This window comes from Nocardia halotolerans (assembly GCF_042650145.1).
Lineage (GTDB): Bacteria > Actinomycetota > Actinomycetes > Mycobacteriales > Mycobacteriaceae > Nocardia > Nocardia halotolerans.
Window position 1 is genome coordinate 1 of the sequence record NZ_JBHSDL010000003.1, and the last position, 13,283, is coordinate 13,283.

Annotated in this window: 12 protein-coding genes; 10 read left to right on the top strand and 2 right to left on the bottom strand. The window is 68.3% G+C overall.

Translation table 11 applies throughout. The features are described from left to right. Nucleotides 1-849: AMP-binding protein (locus ACFO5K_RS02605; RefSeq protein ID WP_378555506.1), on the bottom strand; the 849-nt coding region annotated here is incomplete at its 3' end. A 290-nt stretch (nucleotides 850-1,139) separates the two neighbouring features. Here ACFO5K_RS02605 and ACFO5K_RS02610 point away from each other — a divergent pair. From ACFO5K_RS02610 to ACFO5K_RS02635, 6 genes are all read left to right on the top strand, one after another. Next, nucleotides 1,140-2,696, top strand: a complete 1,557-nt coding sequence (locus ACFO5K_RS02610; RefSeq protein ID WP_378555560.1) for a peptide ABC transporter substrate-binding protein — start codon at nucleotides 1,140-1,142, stop codon at nucleotides 2,694-2,696. 62 nt (nucleotides 2,697-2,758) lie between these two features. Then, complete coding sequence (locus tag ACFO5K_RS02615) at nucleotides 2,759-3,685, top strand: ABC transporter permease (RefSeq protein WP_378555507.1); 927 nt, start codon at nucleotides 2,759-2,761, stop codon at nucleotides 3,683-3,685. Beyond that, a complete protein-coding gene (locus tag ACFO5K_RS02620) occupies nucleotides 3,678-4,607 on the top strand; it encodes an ABC transporter permease (protein ID WP_378555508.1) in 930 nt (309 codons plus the stop codon). Before ACFO5K_RS02615 ends, ACFO5K_RS02620 begins: the two co-directional genes overlap by 8 nt. Further along, complete coding sequence (locus ACFO5K_RS02625; protein ID WP_378555509.1) at nucleotides 4,604-6,262, top strand: ABC transporter ATP-binding protein; 1,659 nt, start codon at nucleotides 4,604-4,606, stop codon at nucleotides 6,260-6,262. Before ACFO5K_RS02620 ends, ACFO5K_RS02625 begins: the two co-directional genes overlap by 4 nt. A gap of 105 nt (nucleotides 6,263-6,367) precedes the next feature. Further along, nucleotides 6,368-6,532 (top strand): hypothetical protein, encoded by a 165-nt coding sequence (locus tag ACFO5K_RS02630; RefSeq protein WP_378555510.1) that lies wholly within the window; start codon nucleotides 6,368-6,370, stop codon nucleotides 6,530-6,532. An 11-nt stretch (nucleotides 6,533-6,543) separates the two neighbouring features. Next, complete coding sequence (locus ACFO5K_RS02635; RefSeq protein WP_378555511.1) at nucleotides 6,544-7,287, top strand: oxidoreductase; 744 nt, start codon at nucleotides 6,544-6,546, stop codon at nucleotides 7,285-7,287. A 427-nt stretch (nucleotides 7,288-7,714) separates the two neighbouring features. Here ACFO5K_RS02635 and ACFO5K_RS02640 read toward each other — a convergent pair whose 3' ends face one another. Then, the gene (locus tag ACFO5K_RS02640) at nucleotides 7,715-8,509 is read right to left on the bottom strand and encodes an HAD-IB family hydrolase (protein ID WP_378555561.1); all 795 of its coding nucleotides are present in this window, start codon (nucleotides 8,507-8,509) and stop codon (nucleotides 7,715-7,717) included. A gap of 407 nt (nucleotides 8,510-8,916) precedes the next feature. On the opposite strand from ACFO5K_RS02640, the gene ssd reads away from it, so the two are divergent. The 4 genes from ssd to ACFO5K_RS02660 all read left to right on the top strand — a co-directional run bounded on the left by ssd (nucleotide 8,917) and on the right by ACFO5K_RS02660 (nucleotide 13,242). Further along, on the top strand, nucleotides 8,917-10,101 hold the full coding sequence (gene ssd, locus ACFO5K_RS02645; RefSeq protein WP_378555512.1) for a septum site-determining protein Ssd: 1,185 nt from the start codon (nucleotides 8,917-8,919) through the stop codon (nucleotides 10,099-10,101). 52 nt (nucleotides 10,102-10,153) lie between these two features. Further along, complete coding sequence (locus ACFO5K_RS02650) at nucleotides 10,154-11,335, top strand: TadA family conjugal transfer-associated ATPase (RefSeq protein WP_378555513.1); 1,182 nt, start codon at nucleotides 10,154-10,156, stop codon at nucleotides 11,333-11,335. 402 nt (nucleotides 11,336-11,737) lie between these two features. Then, nucleotides 11,738-12,316 (top strand): type II secretion system F family protein, encoded by a 579-nt coding sequence (locus ACFO5K_RS02655; protein ID WP_378555514.1) that lies wholly within the window; start codon nucleotides 11,738-11,740, stop codon nucleotides 12,314-12,316. 302 nt (nucleotides 12,317-12,618) lie between these two features. Then, a complete protein-coding gene (locus tag ACFO5K_RS02660) occupies nucleotides 12,619-13,242 on the top strand; it encodes a type II secretion system F family protein (RefSeq protein ID WP_378555515.1) in 624 nt (207 codons plus the stop codon). Nucleotides 13,243-13,283: the final 41 nt, after the last annotated feature.

Here is a 13,283-nt window from a genome sequence, read left to right on the forward strand (position 1 = left end):
GGTGAGGTAGCCGCCGCTGGTGTGGAGGATGCCTTTGGGTTTTCCGGTGGTGCCGGAGGTGTAGAGGATGAACAGGGGGTGTTCGGCGGGGAAGGGTTGCGCTTCGTGCGAAGGCGAAGCGGTGGAAACGGTTTCGTGCCACCACAGATCGCGGCCGTCGGTCCACGGGATCTCGGTGCCGACCCGGCGCACCACGAGCACGTGTTCCACCGACGACGGCACATCGCCCTTGGCGGCCAGCGCCTCGTCGACGGCCTCCTTCAGTGGGGCGGGCTTGCCACGCCGCCACTGCCCGTCGGTGGTGATGACCAACCGGGCTTCGGCGTCGTCGACGCGCTGACGCAACGCGCTCGGTGAGAATCCGGCGAACACCACCGAGTGGGTGAGGCCGAGGCGCGCGCACGCCAGCATCGCCACGATGGCCTCGGGGACCATCGGCATGTAGATCGCGACCCGGTCACCGGCGACGAGCCCCAGCTCGGTGAGGTAGTTCGCCGCCCGCGAGACTTCCTCGAGTAGTTCGCGGTAGGTGATGGCGCGTGCGTCGCCCGGTTCGCCTTCCCAGTGGATGGCTACCTGGTCGCCGTGGCCGTCGATGACGTGGCGGTCCACGCAGTTGTAGGCGACGTTGAGCTCGCCGTCGGCGAACCACCGTGCCACCGGGGCATCGGACCAGTCGAGTACCTGGCTGAAGGGTTTGTGCCAGTGCAGCCGGTTGGCCTGTTCGGTCCAGAAACCGTCGCGGTCGGTCTCGGCCCGCTCGTACAGTTCGGCGCCGGCGTTCGCGGCGGCGGCGAACTCCGCGCTCGGTGGATACGAATCCTGCGGTGCTGCCGGGGTTTCGGTCATGTCGTATCAGCCTCACATGCCTGGGTGCGGTCGGGTCGGTCGCCAGGGCGCCAGCCCTGCCGCCTCGACAGTAGTCAACCCGGGCCGCTCGCCGGGGCCATTGTGGCGGTGCGGTTTCGCGGACACCGCGGGTGGTCGCGGGCTATCGTTTTTAGATCAACCGTTCAGCTGGCGGACCCGAGAATTGTTCATTTGTTTCCCGCATTTCCCGGGAGATGGCCGTCAACGAATCGAACCGGGAGAGATCGTTGAGATTCCTCAGAGCGACCGCGCTGATCGCGGCGGGTCTGATGGCCACCGGCCTCAGTCTGACCGCGTGCTCCGCCGACAGCAGCGTCGATGCCGACATCGTCACCGTCAACGGCGCCGAACCACAGAATCCATTGGTGCCCACCAACACCAACGAGAATATGGGCGGCCGGGTTGTGGACCGTTTGTTCGCCGGGCTGAAGTATTACGACGCCACCGGTCAGGCTCATGACGAAATGGCGGAGAAGATCGAGACCACCGATCGCCGCTCCTACCGGATCACCATCAAACCCGACTGGAAATTCACCGACGGCACCACGGTGACCGCCAAATCATTTGTCGACGCCTGGAATTACGGTGCGCTCGGCACCAACGCGCAGTTGCAGAGCTACGCCTTCACTCCCATTGTCGGATTCGACGAGGTGAACGCCGAACAGCCGTCGGTGCAGACGATGTCGGGCCTGAAAGTCATCGACGATCGTACCTTCACCGTGGAACTGAAGTCGCCCTCGATCGATTTCGAGAGCGCCCTCGGTTATGCCCCGTTCTATCCGCTGCCCGAGTCGGCCTTCCAGGATATGAAGGCCTTCGGCACCAACCCGATCGGCAACGGGCCGTACGCGTTCGACTCGTGGGAACACAACGTCAAGATCGATCTGAAGCCCAACCCGGATTACCCCGGTGGCCGCCCGGCCAAGAACAAGGGTCTGCGGTTCGTGATGTACCAGTCCTACGAGACCGCCTACGCCGACCTGCAGGCCGGTAATCTCGACGCGCTCGACACCATTCCCGACAGCGCCCTCACCACCTTCCGCGACGACCTCGGCGACCGCGCGATCACCAAGCCGACCGCGCAGAACCAGCACATCGGCATCCAGAGCTCGGTACCGCATTTCGCCGGCGAGGAAGGCGTGCTGCGCCGCCGCGCCATTTCGATGGCGATCGACCGGCAGCAGATCAGCGACAAGATCTTCAACGGTCTGCGCAACCCGTCACGCGACTTCACCGCCTCCACCCTGCCCGGCTTCCGAGCCGATCTGCCGGGTGCGGAAGTGTTCGAGTTCGACCCGGCCGAGGCGAAGCGGGTGTGGGCCCAGGCCGATGCCATCGCGCCGTGGTCGGGTAGCTACGAGATCACCTACAACTCCGACGGCGGTCACCAGGCGTGGATCGAGGCCGTGGCCAACAGTGTGAAGAACACCCTCGGCATCGACGCGGCAGCCAAGCCGGTGCCGACGTTCAAGAATGTGCGTGACGCGGTGAACGCCAAGACCATCGGCACCGCGTTCCGGTACGGCTGGCAGGGCGACTATCCCACCATGATGCAGTTCCTGGGGTCGCAGTACTACAGCTATTCCGAGACCAACAATGTCGATTACAACAATCCGGAGGTCGACCGGCTCTTCGATGCCGCAATGGCCGCGCCTACCCAGGAGCGGTCCTATGAACTGATCGCGCAGGCGCAAACGATCATGATCAGGGAAATGGCCGATATCCCCGTGTTCGACTATGTCGCCGCGGCCGGGCGCTCCGATCGGGTCACCAAGGCCGAACTGGCCTGGAACGGCCTGTTCGACTTCGAGAACATCGAGAAATAGGGCACTCGGAGCTGGGCCGGGCCACGGCGGGTGGCTCGGCCCCGGTCGTTTTCGGAGGAACAATGGCTTGGTACATACTTCGGCGCCTGCTCCAGATGATCCCCGTTTTTCTGGGCGCGACGCTGCTCATCTACGGGATGGTCTTCCTGATTCCGGGCGATCCCATCAAGGCGCTGGCCGGGGAGAAGGCGCTGACGCCCGCCGCCGAGGCGGCACTGCGGGCCCGATACCACCTGGATCAGCCGTTCATCATGCAATACCTGCACTATCTAAAGGGGATAGTCACCCTCGATTTCGGCACTTCCTTCTCCGGTCGGCCGGTACGCGCCGAACTGGAGCGCGCATTCCCGATAACCATCAAATTGGCCTTTCTCGCGGTACTGATCGAAGGATTCTTCGGAATCCTGTTCGGGCTGCTCGCCGGATTGCGTAAAGGCAAGATATTCGATTCGACGATGTTGATCGCGAGTCTGGTGATCATCGCCGTGCCGGTGTTCGTCGTCGGTTATCTCGCGCAGTTTCTGCTTGGCGTGAAGTGGGGGATCGCGCCGGTGACCGTCAGCAGCCGAGCCGGCTTCGGTGAACTGCTCGTACCCGCCTTCGTCCTCGGTTCCCTGTCGTTCGCGTATGTGCTGCGGTTGACCCGGAACTCGGTGGCCGAGAACAGATCCGCCGACTTCGTCCGCACCGCCACCGCCAAGGGGCTGAGCCGTCGCCGGGTGGTGACCGTGCACATCCTGCGGAATTCCATGATCCCGGTGGTCACTTTTCTCGGCGCCGACTTCGGTGCGCTCATGGCCGGTGCCATCGTCACCGAGGGCATTTTCAACATCCCCGGTGTCGGCGGCACGCTCTACCAGGCGATCATCCGTGGCGAGGCGCCGACGGTGGTGTCGTTCGTGACGGTGCTCGTAGTGATCTTCCTGCTGATGAACCTGATCATCGACCTGCTCTATGCCGCGCTGGACCCGAGGATCCGCTATGCCTGACAACCAACAGCACTACGTGGCCCCCGCCGACGAGGTGGAGGTGCTCGACACCGACCGCGTGCTCGACGCGGGCACTCCCACCAGCATCTGGGGCGACGCCTGGCGCAGGCTGCGCCGCAATCCCATGTTCCTGGTCTCGGTGGTGCTGATCGCGCTGATCATGCTGGTGGTGGTGTGGCCGTCGCTGTTCACCGACCAGGACCCGCGCCACTGTCTCGGCGAGTTCGGCATGGACGGCCCGCGACCCGGTCACCCGTTCGGCTTCGACAAGCAGGGCTGCGACATCTACGCCCGCACGATCCACGGCGCCCGCGCTTCGGTCACCGTCGGCATCGGTTCGGCGGCACTGTTCTTACTGGTCGGCGGGACGCTCGGCGCACTCGCCGGCTTCTACGGCGGCCTGCTCGACACCATCGTCTCGCGCATCGCCGAGATCTTCTTCGCCATCCCGATGGTGCTGGCCGCGATCGTGCTGCTGCAACTGCTGCGGCCCGCCGGTGTGTGGACGGTGGTCGGAATCCTGGTGGCCTTCACCTGGCCGCAGGCCGCACGTATCGCCCGCGGTGCGGTGATCGAAGCCAAGAACAGCGAATACGTCACCGCGGCCGAGGCTCTGGGGGTCTCGCGGTTCGGCACGCTGGTGCGGCACGTGCTGCCGAACTCGGCGAGCCCGTTGATCGTGGTGGCGACCATCTGGCTCGGCGTTTTCATCGTCACCGAGGCCACGCTGTCGTACCTGGGCGTCGGCCTGCCACCCGACATCACGGCCTGGGGTGCCGACATCGCCCGGGCCAAAACCGAGATCCGCACCTCGCCGATCCTGTTCTACCCGGCGACCGCGCTGGCCATCACGGTGCTGAGCTTCATCATGCTCGGTGACGCGGTGCGCGACGCGCTGGACCCGAAGGAGCGCACCCGATGAAACCCCTGCTCGAGATCCGCGACCTCGACGTCGGCTTCATCGCCGACGGCAAGCCGGTGCCCGCCGTACGCGGGGTGAATCTCACCGTCTACCCCGGGCAGACCGTGGCCATCGTCGGCGAATCCGGTTCCGGCAAATCGACGACCGCGCACGCCATCATCGACCTGCTGCCCGGCACCGGCAAGGTGAGCGGCGGTTCCATCGTCTTCGACGGCACCGACCTGACGAAGGCGTCGGAGAAGGAGATCGTCGCCGTACGCGGCAACGGCATCGGCCTGGTGCCACAGGACCCGATGTCGAACCTGAACCCGGTGTGGAAGATCGGGTTCCAGATCCGGGAAACACTGGTGGCCAACGGGGTCGCCACCGGCGAGGCGGCCCGCAAACGATCGGTGGAGCTGCTGGCCGAGGCGGGCATGCCCGATGCCGAGCACCGTGTGAACCAGTACCCGCACGAGTTCTCCGGCGGGATGCGCCAGCGCGCGCTCATCGCGATCGGCCTGTCGTGCCGGCCGAAACTGCTGATCGCCGACGAACCCACTTCGGCACTCGATGTCACTGTGCAACGTCAGATCCTCGACCATCTGCAACAGCTCACCAGCGAACTGGGCACCGCGGTGCTGCTGATCACCCACGACCTCGGCCTCGCCGCCGAACGCGCCGAACACCTGGTGGTGATGTATCGCGGGCGGGTGGTGGAATCCGGGCCGGCGCAGCAGATCCTGCGCGATCCACAGCACGCGTACACCCAGAAGCTGGTGCGATCCGCGCCTTCGCTGGCGGCGCGGCGGATGTCGTCATCGCGTCAGCGGGTGGCCGTGCGGCCCCGGGCCGGTGCGCCGGCCGCCACCGATTCGCCCGACGCGCTGCTCGAGGTGCGAAATCTGAGCAAAGCCTTCAAGATCCGGGGCAAGCGGCCCTGGCAGTCCGCCGAATTCGTCGCTGTCGACGATGTGAGTTTCACCGTCGAAAGCGGCACCACCACCGCGATCGTCGGCGAGTCGGGCTCCGGCAAGTCGACCGTCGCGCAACTGGTGCTCGGTCTGCTCGCACCCACCGCGGGCACGGTGCGCTTCGACGGCCACGAGGTCGCGCGCATGGATCGCAAGGGCGCGTTCGCGTTCCGCCGCCGGGTGCAGCCGATCTTCCAGAACCCCTACGGCTCCCTCGACCCGATGTACTCGATCTTCCGAACCGTCGAGGAACCGCTGCGGGTGCACAAGATCGGCACCGCGGCCGAACGCGAAGCGGTGGTGCGCGACCTGCTCGACAAGGTGTCGCTGCCCGCCTCGGTGTTGCGGCGCTATCCCAACGAGCTGTCGGGCGGGCAGCGTCAGCGGGTGGCGATCGCGCGTGCGCTGGCGTTGTCGCCGGAACTGGTGGTCTGCGACGAAGCCGTCTCGGCGCTGGACGTGCTGGTGCAGGCCCAGATCCTCACCCTGCTCAACGACCTGCAAGCCGAGCTCGGGCTCACCTACCTGTTCATCACCCACGACCTGGCCGTCGTCCGCCAGATCGCGGACAATGTGCTGGTCATGCGCGCGGGCGAGGTGGTCGAGTCGGCCACCACGGACGAGGTGTTCGACGCACCGCGCGAGCAGTACACGCGGGCGTTGCTCGACGCGATTCCGGGGCGAGAACTACGCACCGGGTGAAGTAGGCGTGCACCGCGCCGAATAGTCCGCGAAAGCGCAGCTCACCGGCGTACGGTGGGTTCGTCCGAGGTGGTGCGGCGCAGATCGCAGGGGTAGGAGACGCCGATGGATCGAATCGATGCCGAGCGGCAGGCCGAGCTGGAAGCACGGCGTCGCCGGGCCCGTACACCGGCGGCCAAGCGGCTGGCCGAGACGCTCTGGCCCGACCGCGTGTGGCCGCGAGTGCGGGGATTGCACGTGGCCGTCGGTGACACGGTGTACGAACGGTAGCCTCGTATGTCGTGAGTGATCCGCTGCAGCCCCTGGTCGACCTGCCCGGCGTGCGCGAGGCCGCCGACAAGGCGCGCGACGCGCTCGCGGCGGTGCATCGGCACAAGTCCAACCGGCGCGGCTGGGCGACCACCGCCGCCGAAGCGGCCGTGCGCGCCGCACGTTCCTCGGCCGCGATCGAAGGCGCGAGCACCGACCTGCCGGCCGACGGTCAGGTCAGCGACCCGGTGCTGGCCGGCTCATTGCGGGTGGGCCAGGCGCTCGACGGCGACGCCCTGAACAACATGGTCGGCACCTGGGGCCGCGCCCCGCTGCAGGCACTGGCTCGCTTGCACCTGCTCGCCGCGGCCGACCTGGTCACCGACGAGCAGGAGCTCGGCAGGCCACGCGCGGTTCCCGGCGTCGCCGAACGCCTGGATCTGCTCGCGCAGGCGATCCACACCAGCAAGGCTCCCGCACCGGTGATCGCGGCGGTGGTGCACGGCGAACTGCTGTCGTTGCGACCCTTCGGCACCGCCGACGGCATTGTCGCGCGTGCGGCTTCGCGCCTGGTCGCGGTGGCCAGCGGCCTGGACCCGCACAGCCTGGGTGTTCCCGAAGTGTTCTGGCTGCGCCGCGGGCAGGCCTACCTCGATGCGGCCGCCGGGTTCGGGACCGGCACCGCCGAGGGCGTGGGTGGCTGGGTGCTGTTCTGCGCGGGCGCGCTGGAGGACGGGGCCCGTGAGGCCAACTCCATCGCCGACGCTGCGTCATAGGCGCACATCGAAACGGGCGGCGTTGCCGATTGCTCGACTTCGCCGCCCGCTAGCACGGAACACCCGGTTACCAAGCGTGCTGAGATGGGTTGTGTTCGGTGGCCTCGGCGATCATCCGAACCCCGCCGGTTCATCCCCGCAACCTGTGCGAGGCCTTCGCCGACGACTGCCCGGATTTCGCAGGCCCACAACTCTGCTGCCTTTCGCGGCGCGCTCCGCGTGGGTGCCTGGCGTCCGTGCTGGGAAGGGTGGGATGGGAGGCGAAACCTTCTCTTCCGGCTCCGTCTTGGCCTTCCGTTCTTCCCGTGACTCCATTCTTACACTGTGACCGTGCCCACATCAAGCGTTTCTCAGGCATTACCGAATAAGGCAGATTTCGGCGTGTCGGACGGCGTTTCGTGCTCGCGGGCCGCCATGCGCGCGCAGCTCAGCGACGTCTGCGCAGCAACCGATAGCTGATCGCGCCCGCGATGATCGCACTGAGTCCCACCGCCGCCGTGGCCGCCACGGTGGTGCCCGAGGGGGCCTGGAAGCGCGACCACAGCGACACCGGATTGGAGAAGATGAGCACGGGCCAGCCCCGCGTACCGGCCTCCCTGCGCAGTCCGCGGTCGGGGTTCACCGCGGTGGGGTGGCCGACCGCGCTCAGCATCGGCACGTCGGTCACCGAATCGGAGTAGGCGTAGCACTTCGACAGGTCGTAACCCTCTGCGGCGGCCAGCTTTTCGATCGCGGCGACCTTGCCCTCGCCATAGCAGTAGAACTCGATGTCGCCGGTGTACTTGCCGTCCTCGACGACCATCCGGGTCGCCTCGGTGTGCGAAGCGCCGAGCGCCGCGGCGATCGGTCCGACGATCTCCTCACCGGAGGCCGATACGATCACCACATCGTGGCCGCGGATCTTGTGGTCGGCGATCAGATCGGCGGCCTCGGCATAGATCAGCGGGTCGACGAGGTCGTGCAGAGTCTCGGCCACAATGGCTTTCACCTGCTCCACATCCCAGCCGGCGCACATGTTGGCGAGGTTTGCCCGCATTCTTTCCATCTGGTCGTGATCGGCCCCGGAAAGCAAGAACAAAAAGTGCGCGTAGCTGCTCTCGAGTACAGCTCTGCGGTTGAGCAGCCCCTGGGCGTAGAAGGGTTTGCTGAACACGAACGCGCTCGATTTCGCGATCACCGTTTTGTCGAGATCGAAGAACGCGGCGACGCGGCCGCCCGGCACCCCCGCTCGGCCCGCGTGGTCGAGTCTTGTGTCCGGAAGCGGAGTCTGGTCACGTTCGGCCGTCACGACAACAGGATATGCACCCCGCCCGCACACCGCCTATCTCCCCGCTCGAGCGGGGATTCCAGGTTTGCCCCGGGGACGCCGGAGACCACGAATCCCGCCGAATGCTACTTGCGCCCGTCGCGGGGGATGGGTGTAGTATTGCTGGCACCTGGACATGGTCCAGGCGCGTTCAGCCCGACCCCCCGGGGCTGAACCCGACGGCCCCAGCCTCCTCCCCCCCGGCTGGGGCCGTCCTCTATTTCCGGGACGGTTCAGTCCGAAAAGTTCTCCACAGCCCCGAGTTATCCACAATCGGCGCGCACGGGCTGTTCGCGATTCCCGCGCTCGGTGACGCTGAAGCCATGAACATCGCTCCCACGCGCAACCCCACCGGACCCCCGCGGGCGGCCACCGCGCCCGCCCTGGTGCTCGTCCGCGACGAGCGGTTGCGCGCGGAAGTGCGCCGGGTCGCCGCCGCCGCCGAACGCGTCACCGACGAACGGGTGATGCCGGTCGGCAGGCATGCGTGGTCCGGGGCCGGGATGGTCATCCTCGATACCGCCGCCGCCACCGCGGCCGGGGTCGCCGGCTGCCCACGGCGGGACGGGATCGTGCTGGTCACCGAGGGTGAGCCCACGGTGCCCGACTGGCAAGCCGCCACCGCCGTCGGTGCCGAACACGTGGTCGCCCTGCCGACCGGCGCCGTCACGCTGGTGGAAAAGTTCGCCGAGCACGCCGAATCCCGAACCGGAGAAGGGATCGTCATCGCGGTGGTCGGTGCCGGTGGCGGGGCGGGAGCGTCCACCCTCGCCGCCGCCACCGCACTGCGCGCGGCCGCTCGCCGGATACGCCGCGACACCGTGCTGATCGACGGCGCACCGCTGGACGGCGGCCTCGACCTGGTGCTGGGTATCGAGAACGTCGTCGGCCTGCGATGGCCCGACCTGGTCATCGAGGACGGGCGCGTGTCCGCCGCGGCGCTGCACAGTGCCCTGCCCGCCGCGTCACCCGGGCTCGCGGTGCTCTCCTGCGGACGAGCCCGAACTCGTCCCGACCACGGCTCCGGCCGGTCACCGACCGCACCCGCGCCGGCATCGGACCGCACCGCCCCCGCCCATCCCGCCACCGAGCTGGCTCCGGCAGCGGTCCGCGCCGTCATCGAATCCGGCAGGGCCGCAGGTGATCTCGTGGTCTGTGATGTGTCGAACGAACGCGGACCGGCCGCCGACGCGATACTCGACGCCGCCGATCTCGTCGTCCTCGTCGTCCCGGCCCGGCTGCGTTCCATCGCCGCGGCGGAAGTCGTCTCCGCGTACCTGGGCCATCGAAACCCGAACCGTGGCTTGGTCGTCCGTGGCCCCGCGCCTGGTGGGCTGCGTGGGGCGGAGGTGGCTGAAGTACTCGGACTGCCGCTCGTGGCCGCGGTGCGCGGACAGGCCGGCTTGGCGGCACGACTCGAGCGAGGCGGGCTGAGCATGCGCAGGCGGGGCCCACTGCGGGATGCGGCCGATGCGGTACTCGCGATGGTCGGGGCGGGGAAGCCGTGATCGCCACCGATCGCTGCCCGGCGACACGCGCCGATGCCGGGACGGAGGCAACATGACCACCTTCGTCACCGTCGACCTGCTGGAGAAGGTGCGCGAACGGCTCGCCGAGCACCCGGGCGCACCGGACGCGGCTCAGCTCGCCGCGGCGATCCGCGCCGAAGCCGGTGGTGTGCTCGCCGACAACGACCTGCTGCGGGCCCTGCGCCTGCTGCAAACCGAGATGACCGGTGCCGGGCTACTCGAACCGCTGTTGCACGACCCGCGTGTCGCCGACGTGCTGGTCACCGCACCGGACTCGGTGTGGATAGACCGTGGCGCCGGTCTGGAACGCACCGATGTCCGGTTCGCCGACGAGGCGGCCGTCCGCCGCCTCGCCCAACGGCTCGCTCTCGCCGCGGGCCGCAGACTCGACGACGCGCAACCCTGGGTCGACGGCAAGCTCACCGGAACCGAAGCAACCCTCGGCGACGCGTTCGGCGTCCGCCTGCACGCAGTTCTCGCCCCGGTCGCGCACGAGGGCACCTGCCTCTCGCTGCGCGTACTCCGCCCGGCGACTCAGGGTCTGGACGCCCTGGCGACCGCGGGCTCGATCCCGCCGCGGGCGCGCCGCCTACTGGCCGACATCGTCCGAGCCCGCCTCGCCTTCCTCGTCGTCGGCGGTACCGGTGCGGGCAAGACCACCCTGCTCTCGGCCCTGCTCGCCGCGGTCGACCCGGCTGAACGCATCATCTGTGTCGAGGACGCCGCCGAGCTAGCTCCCGTCCACCCGCACGTGGTGCGGTTGGTGGCTCGCACCGCCAATGTCGAAGGCGTCGGCGCGGTCACGGTGCGCGACCTCGTCCGGCAGGCCCTGCGCATGCGCCCCGACCGCATCGTCGTCGGAGAAGTCCGCGGCGCCGAGGTGGTAGACCTGCTCACCGCACTGAACACCGGCCACGACGGCGGTGCGGGCACGGTGCACGCCAACTCACCACAGGAAGTCCCCGCCCGACTGGAAGCCCTCGCTGCGCTGGGCGGCATGGACCGGGCCGCCCTGCACAGCCAACTGGCCGCCGCCGTGCAGGTGATCCTGCACGTCCATCGCCGCGCCGACGGCACCAGAGGTCTCCGGGAAATCGGCGTCCTCGAACGCGACACCAATGGCATCCACATCACCCCCGCCTGGCACTCCGACAACACACCCGCCCCCGGCGCAGCCGAACTGGAGCGCCTCCTCGCGGTGCGCCTCGGATGACCACTGATGGAAATGATGCGCGGTCCTGGGTGTTGGTGATCACGCGGGCGGTGACTGCTGGTGATGCCGAGTGCCGGCGACCGTATCGCAGCGTGTCAGCAGGTCCGGTGTGTCGTGACAACAACGCATTACGGCTGCTCAGGGTCAGCGGGCGAAGTCAGGGAACGTGTCGCGAAGCCGAGGAGGATGCTCGTGGGGAGTGGTTTGCTCTGTTGCGCTTTCGCCGTGCTGGTCCTGCCCGCAGCGGGCGGGCAGCGGCGGTTCGCGCGAATGTTCGGTGCGGTAGCGCGAAGTGCGCCGAGGCGGCTGCCTGTGTTGTGGTGTGCGGCGATTCTGTTGGGGTGCGCGGCATTCGGCGCCGGAGTGGGCACCGGTTGTGCCGCCCTCATACTCGGAGTCACGGTGGCGGTGCGAAATCGGCGTGGCAGCGGGGAACGCGAACGGCGCGAGGAATGCGCCCACCTGCTGGCCGGTCTCGAAGCCGTGGTGGGCGAGCTGCGAGTCGGCGCCCATCCGAGTGCGGCAGCCGAGGCGGCCGCGAGCGAGTCGCGGGGCGAAGCGGCACGAGTGCTGGCGATCAGCTCCGGTCGCAGCCGCTTCGGTGGTTCGGGGGCAGCGGGCTGGGTGCACCCGGAATCGGTCGTCGCCGAGGAACTTTCCCGGATCGCCGCCGCCTGGCGCGTGGCCGAGGAACACGGCCTGGCCCTGGCCGAACTACTGACCGCGGCCAGAATCGACCTGCTCGGCCGCATCCGATTCCGCGACCGCACCGAAGCCGCCCTCGCGGGCGCCCGTGCATCAGCCACCGTCCTCGCCGGACTCCCGCTCGTCGGTATCGGCCTGGGCCAGCTGATGGGCGCCGAGCCACTCGCAGTCCTGTTCGCCGCTCCCGCAGGCGAACTACTCCTACCTCTCGGTACGGGCTTGGCCTGCTGTGGATTGTTGTGGACAGATGTGATCACCCGTCAAGGCGCAGCTTGACGGCCGAAGCACGCGAACTCACCAACTCCGAGCTCTCCGCGATGTGCCCGGCGAAGACTCGCTGCACACGAGAAGTGCTGAGCGTCCACAGAAATGGCGCGCAGGGCAGCCGGGACCTCGGCCGTGATCGTGCTTGCCCGTCCTCGGCGGGCAGCCGTCGCACAGAGGTCTACGGCCTGCTCCAGAGTTCGATCGCGCCGGGTCGAGCGCGGATCTCGCCACCGCGATCGTGAGTGTGTGTGAGTAGTTGGAGCCCTGTGGAGGGGTGTGGATCTTTCGAACACTGAGCGAGAGGAGACGCTGTGCACGACATTGTCGGTGCGCCATCGCCGGCCGCACTGCTCGCGGTGGCGGTGGCAGTGGTGCTGTTGCCCGGCCGAGTCGCGGTGAGTCGGCGTATGCGGGTCTTCGGACCACCGCGGGTGGCGGCTCCCGCGCGGGCGACGGCGAAGGTCGATCCGCTCGGATCGGCCGCGGCCTTCGACCTGCTGGCCGCGTGCCTGCGAGCCGGACTGCCCATGGCCGGGGCTGCCCGAGCCAGCGCTCCTACCGCACCACCGGTGCTACAGTCCGCCCTGCTCAGAGCCGCTGACCTGCTGGCTCTGGGCGCCGACGCGGCAACCGCTTGGGAACGCGCCGCCGCGGACGCGGCTGGTTCCGCAGGTGCGGACGAGGTGGAATCGCTGGCGAGGATGGCGCGACGCTCGGCGCGTTCGGGTGCTTCGCTGGCCGCCGCGGTCGGTGAGCTGGCCACCCAGCGGCGGGAAGCGGTGGAGGACATCGCCGTCGCGCGTGCCGAACGCGCGGGGGTACTCATCGGTGGCCCACTGGGCCTGTGCTTTTTGCCGGCCTTCGTCTGCCTGGGCATCGTCCCGGTGGTGATCGGCCTCGCTGATCGGGTGCTCGGCAACGGCGGCCTGCTGTGACCGGCCTCGAGCGGGCCGGCGGATCTTCACCGCGCGGATCG

Coding starts and splice junctions, on each gene's coding strand:
- ACFO5K_RS02610 (WP_378555560.1), top strand. CDS start 1,140: ATGGCCACCGGCCTCAGTCTGACCGCGTGCTCCGCCGACAGCAGCGTC.
- ACFO5K_RS02615 (WP_378555507.1), top strand. CDS start 2,759: ATGGCTTGGTACATACTTCGGCGCCTGCTCCAGATGATCCCCGTTTTT.
- ACFO5K_RS02620 (WP_378555508.1), top strand. CDS start 3,678: ATGCCTGACAACCAACAGCACTACGTGGCCCCCGCCGACGAGGTGGAG.
- ACFO5K_RS02625 (WP_378555509.1), top strand. CDS start 4,604: ATGAAACCCCTGCTCGAGATCCGCGACCTCGACGTCGGCTTCATCGCC.
- ACFO5K_RS02630 (WP_378555510.1), top strand. CDS start 6,368: ATGGATCGAATCGATGCCGAGCGGCAGGCCGAGCTGGAAGCACGGCGT.
- ssd (WP_378555512.1), top strand. CDS start 8,917: ATGAACATCGCTCCCACGCGCAACCCCACCGGACCCCCGCGGGCGGCC.
- ACFO5K_RS02650 (WP_378555513.1), top strand. CDS start 10,154: ATGACCACCTTCGTCACCGTCGACCTGCTGGAGAAGGTGCGCGAACGG.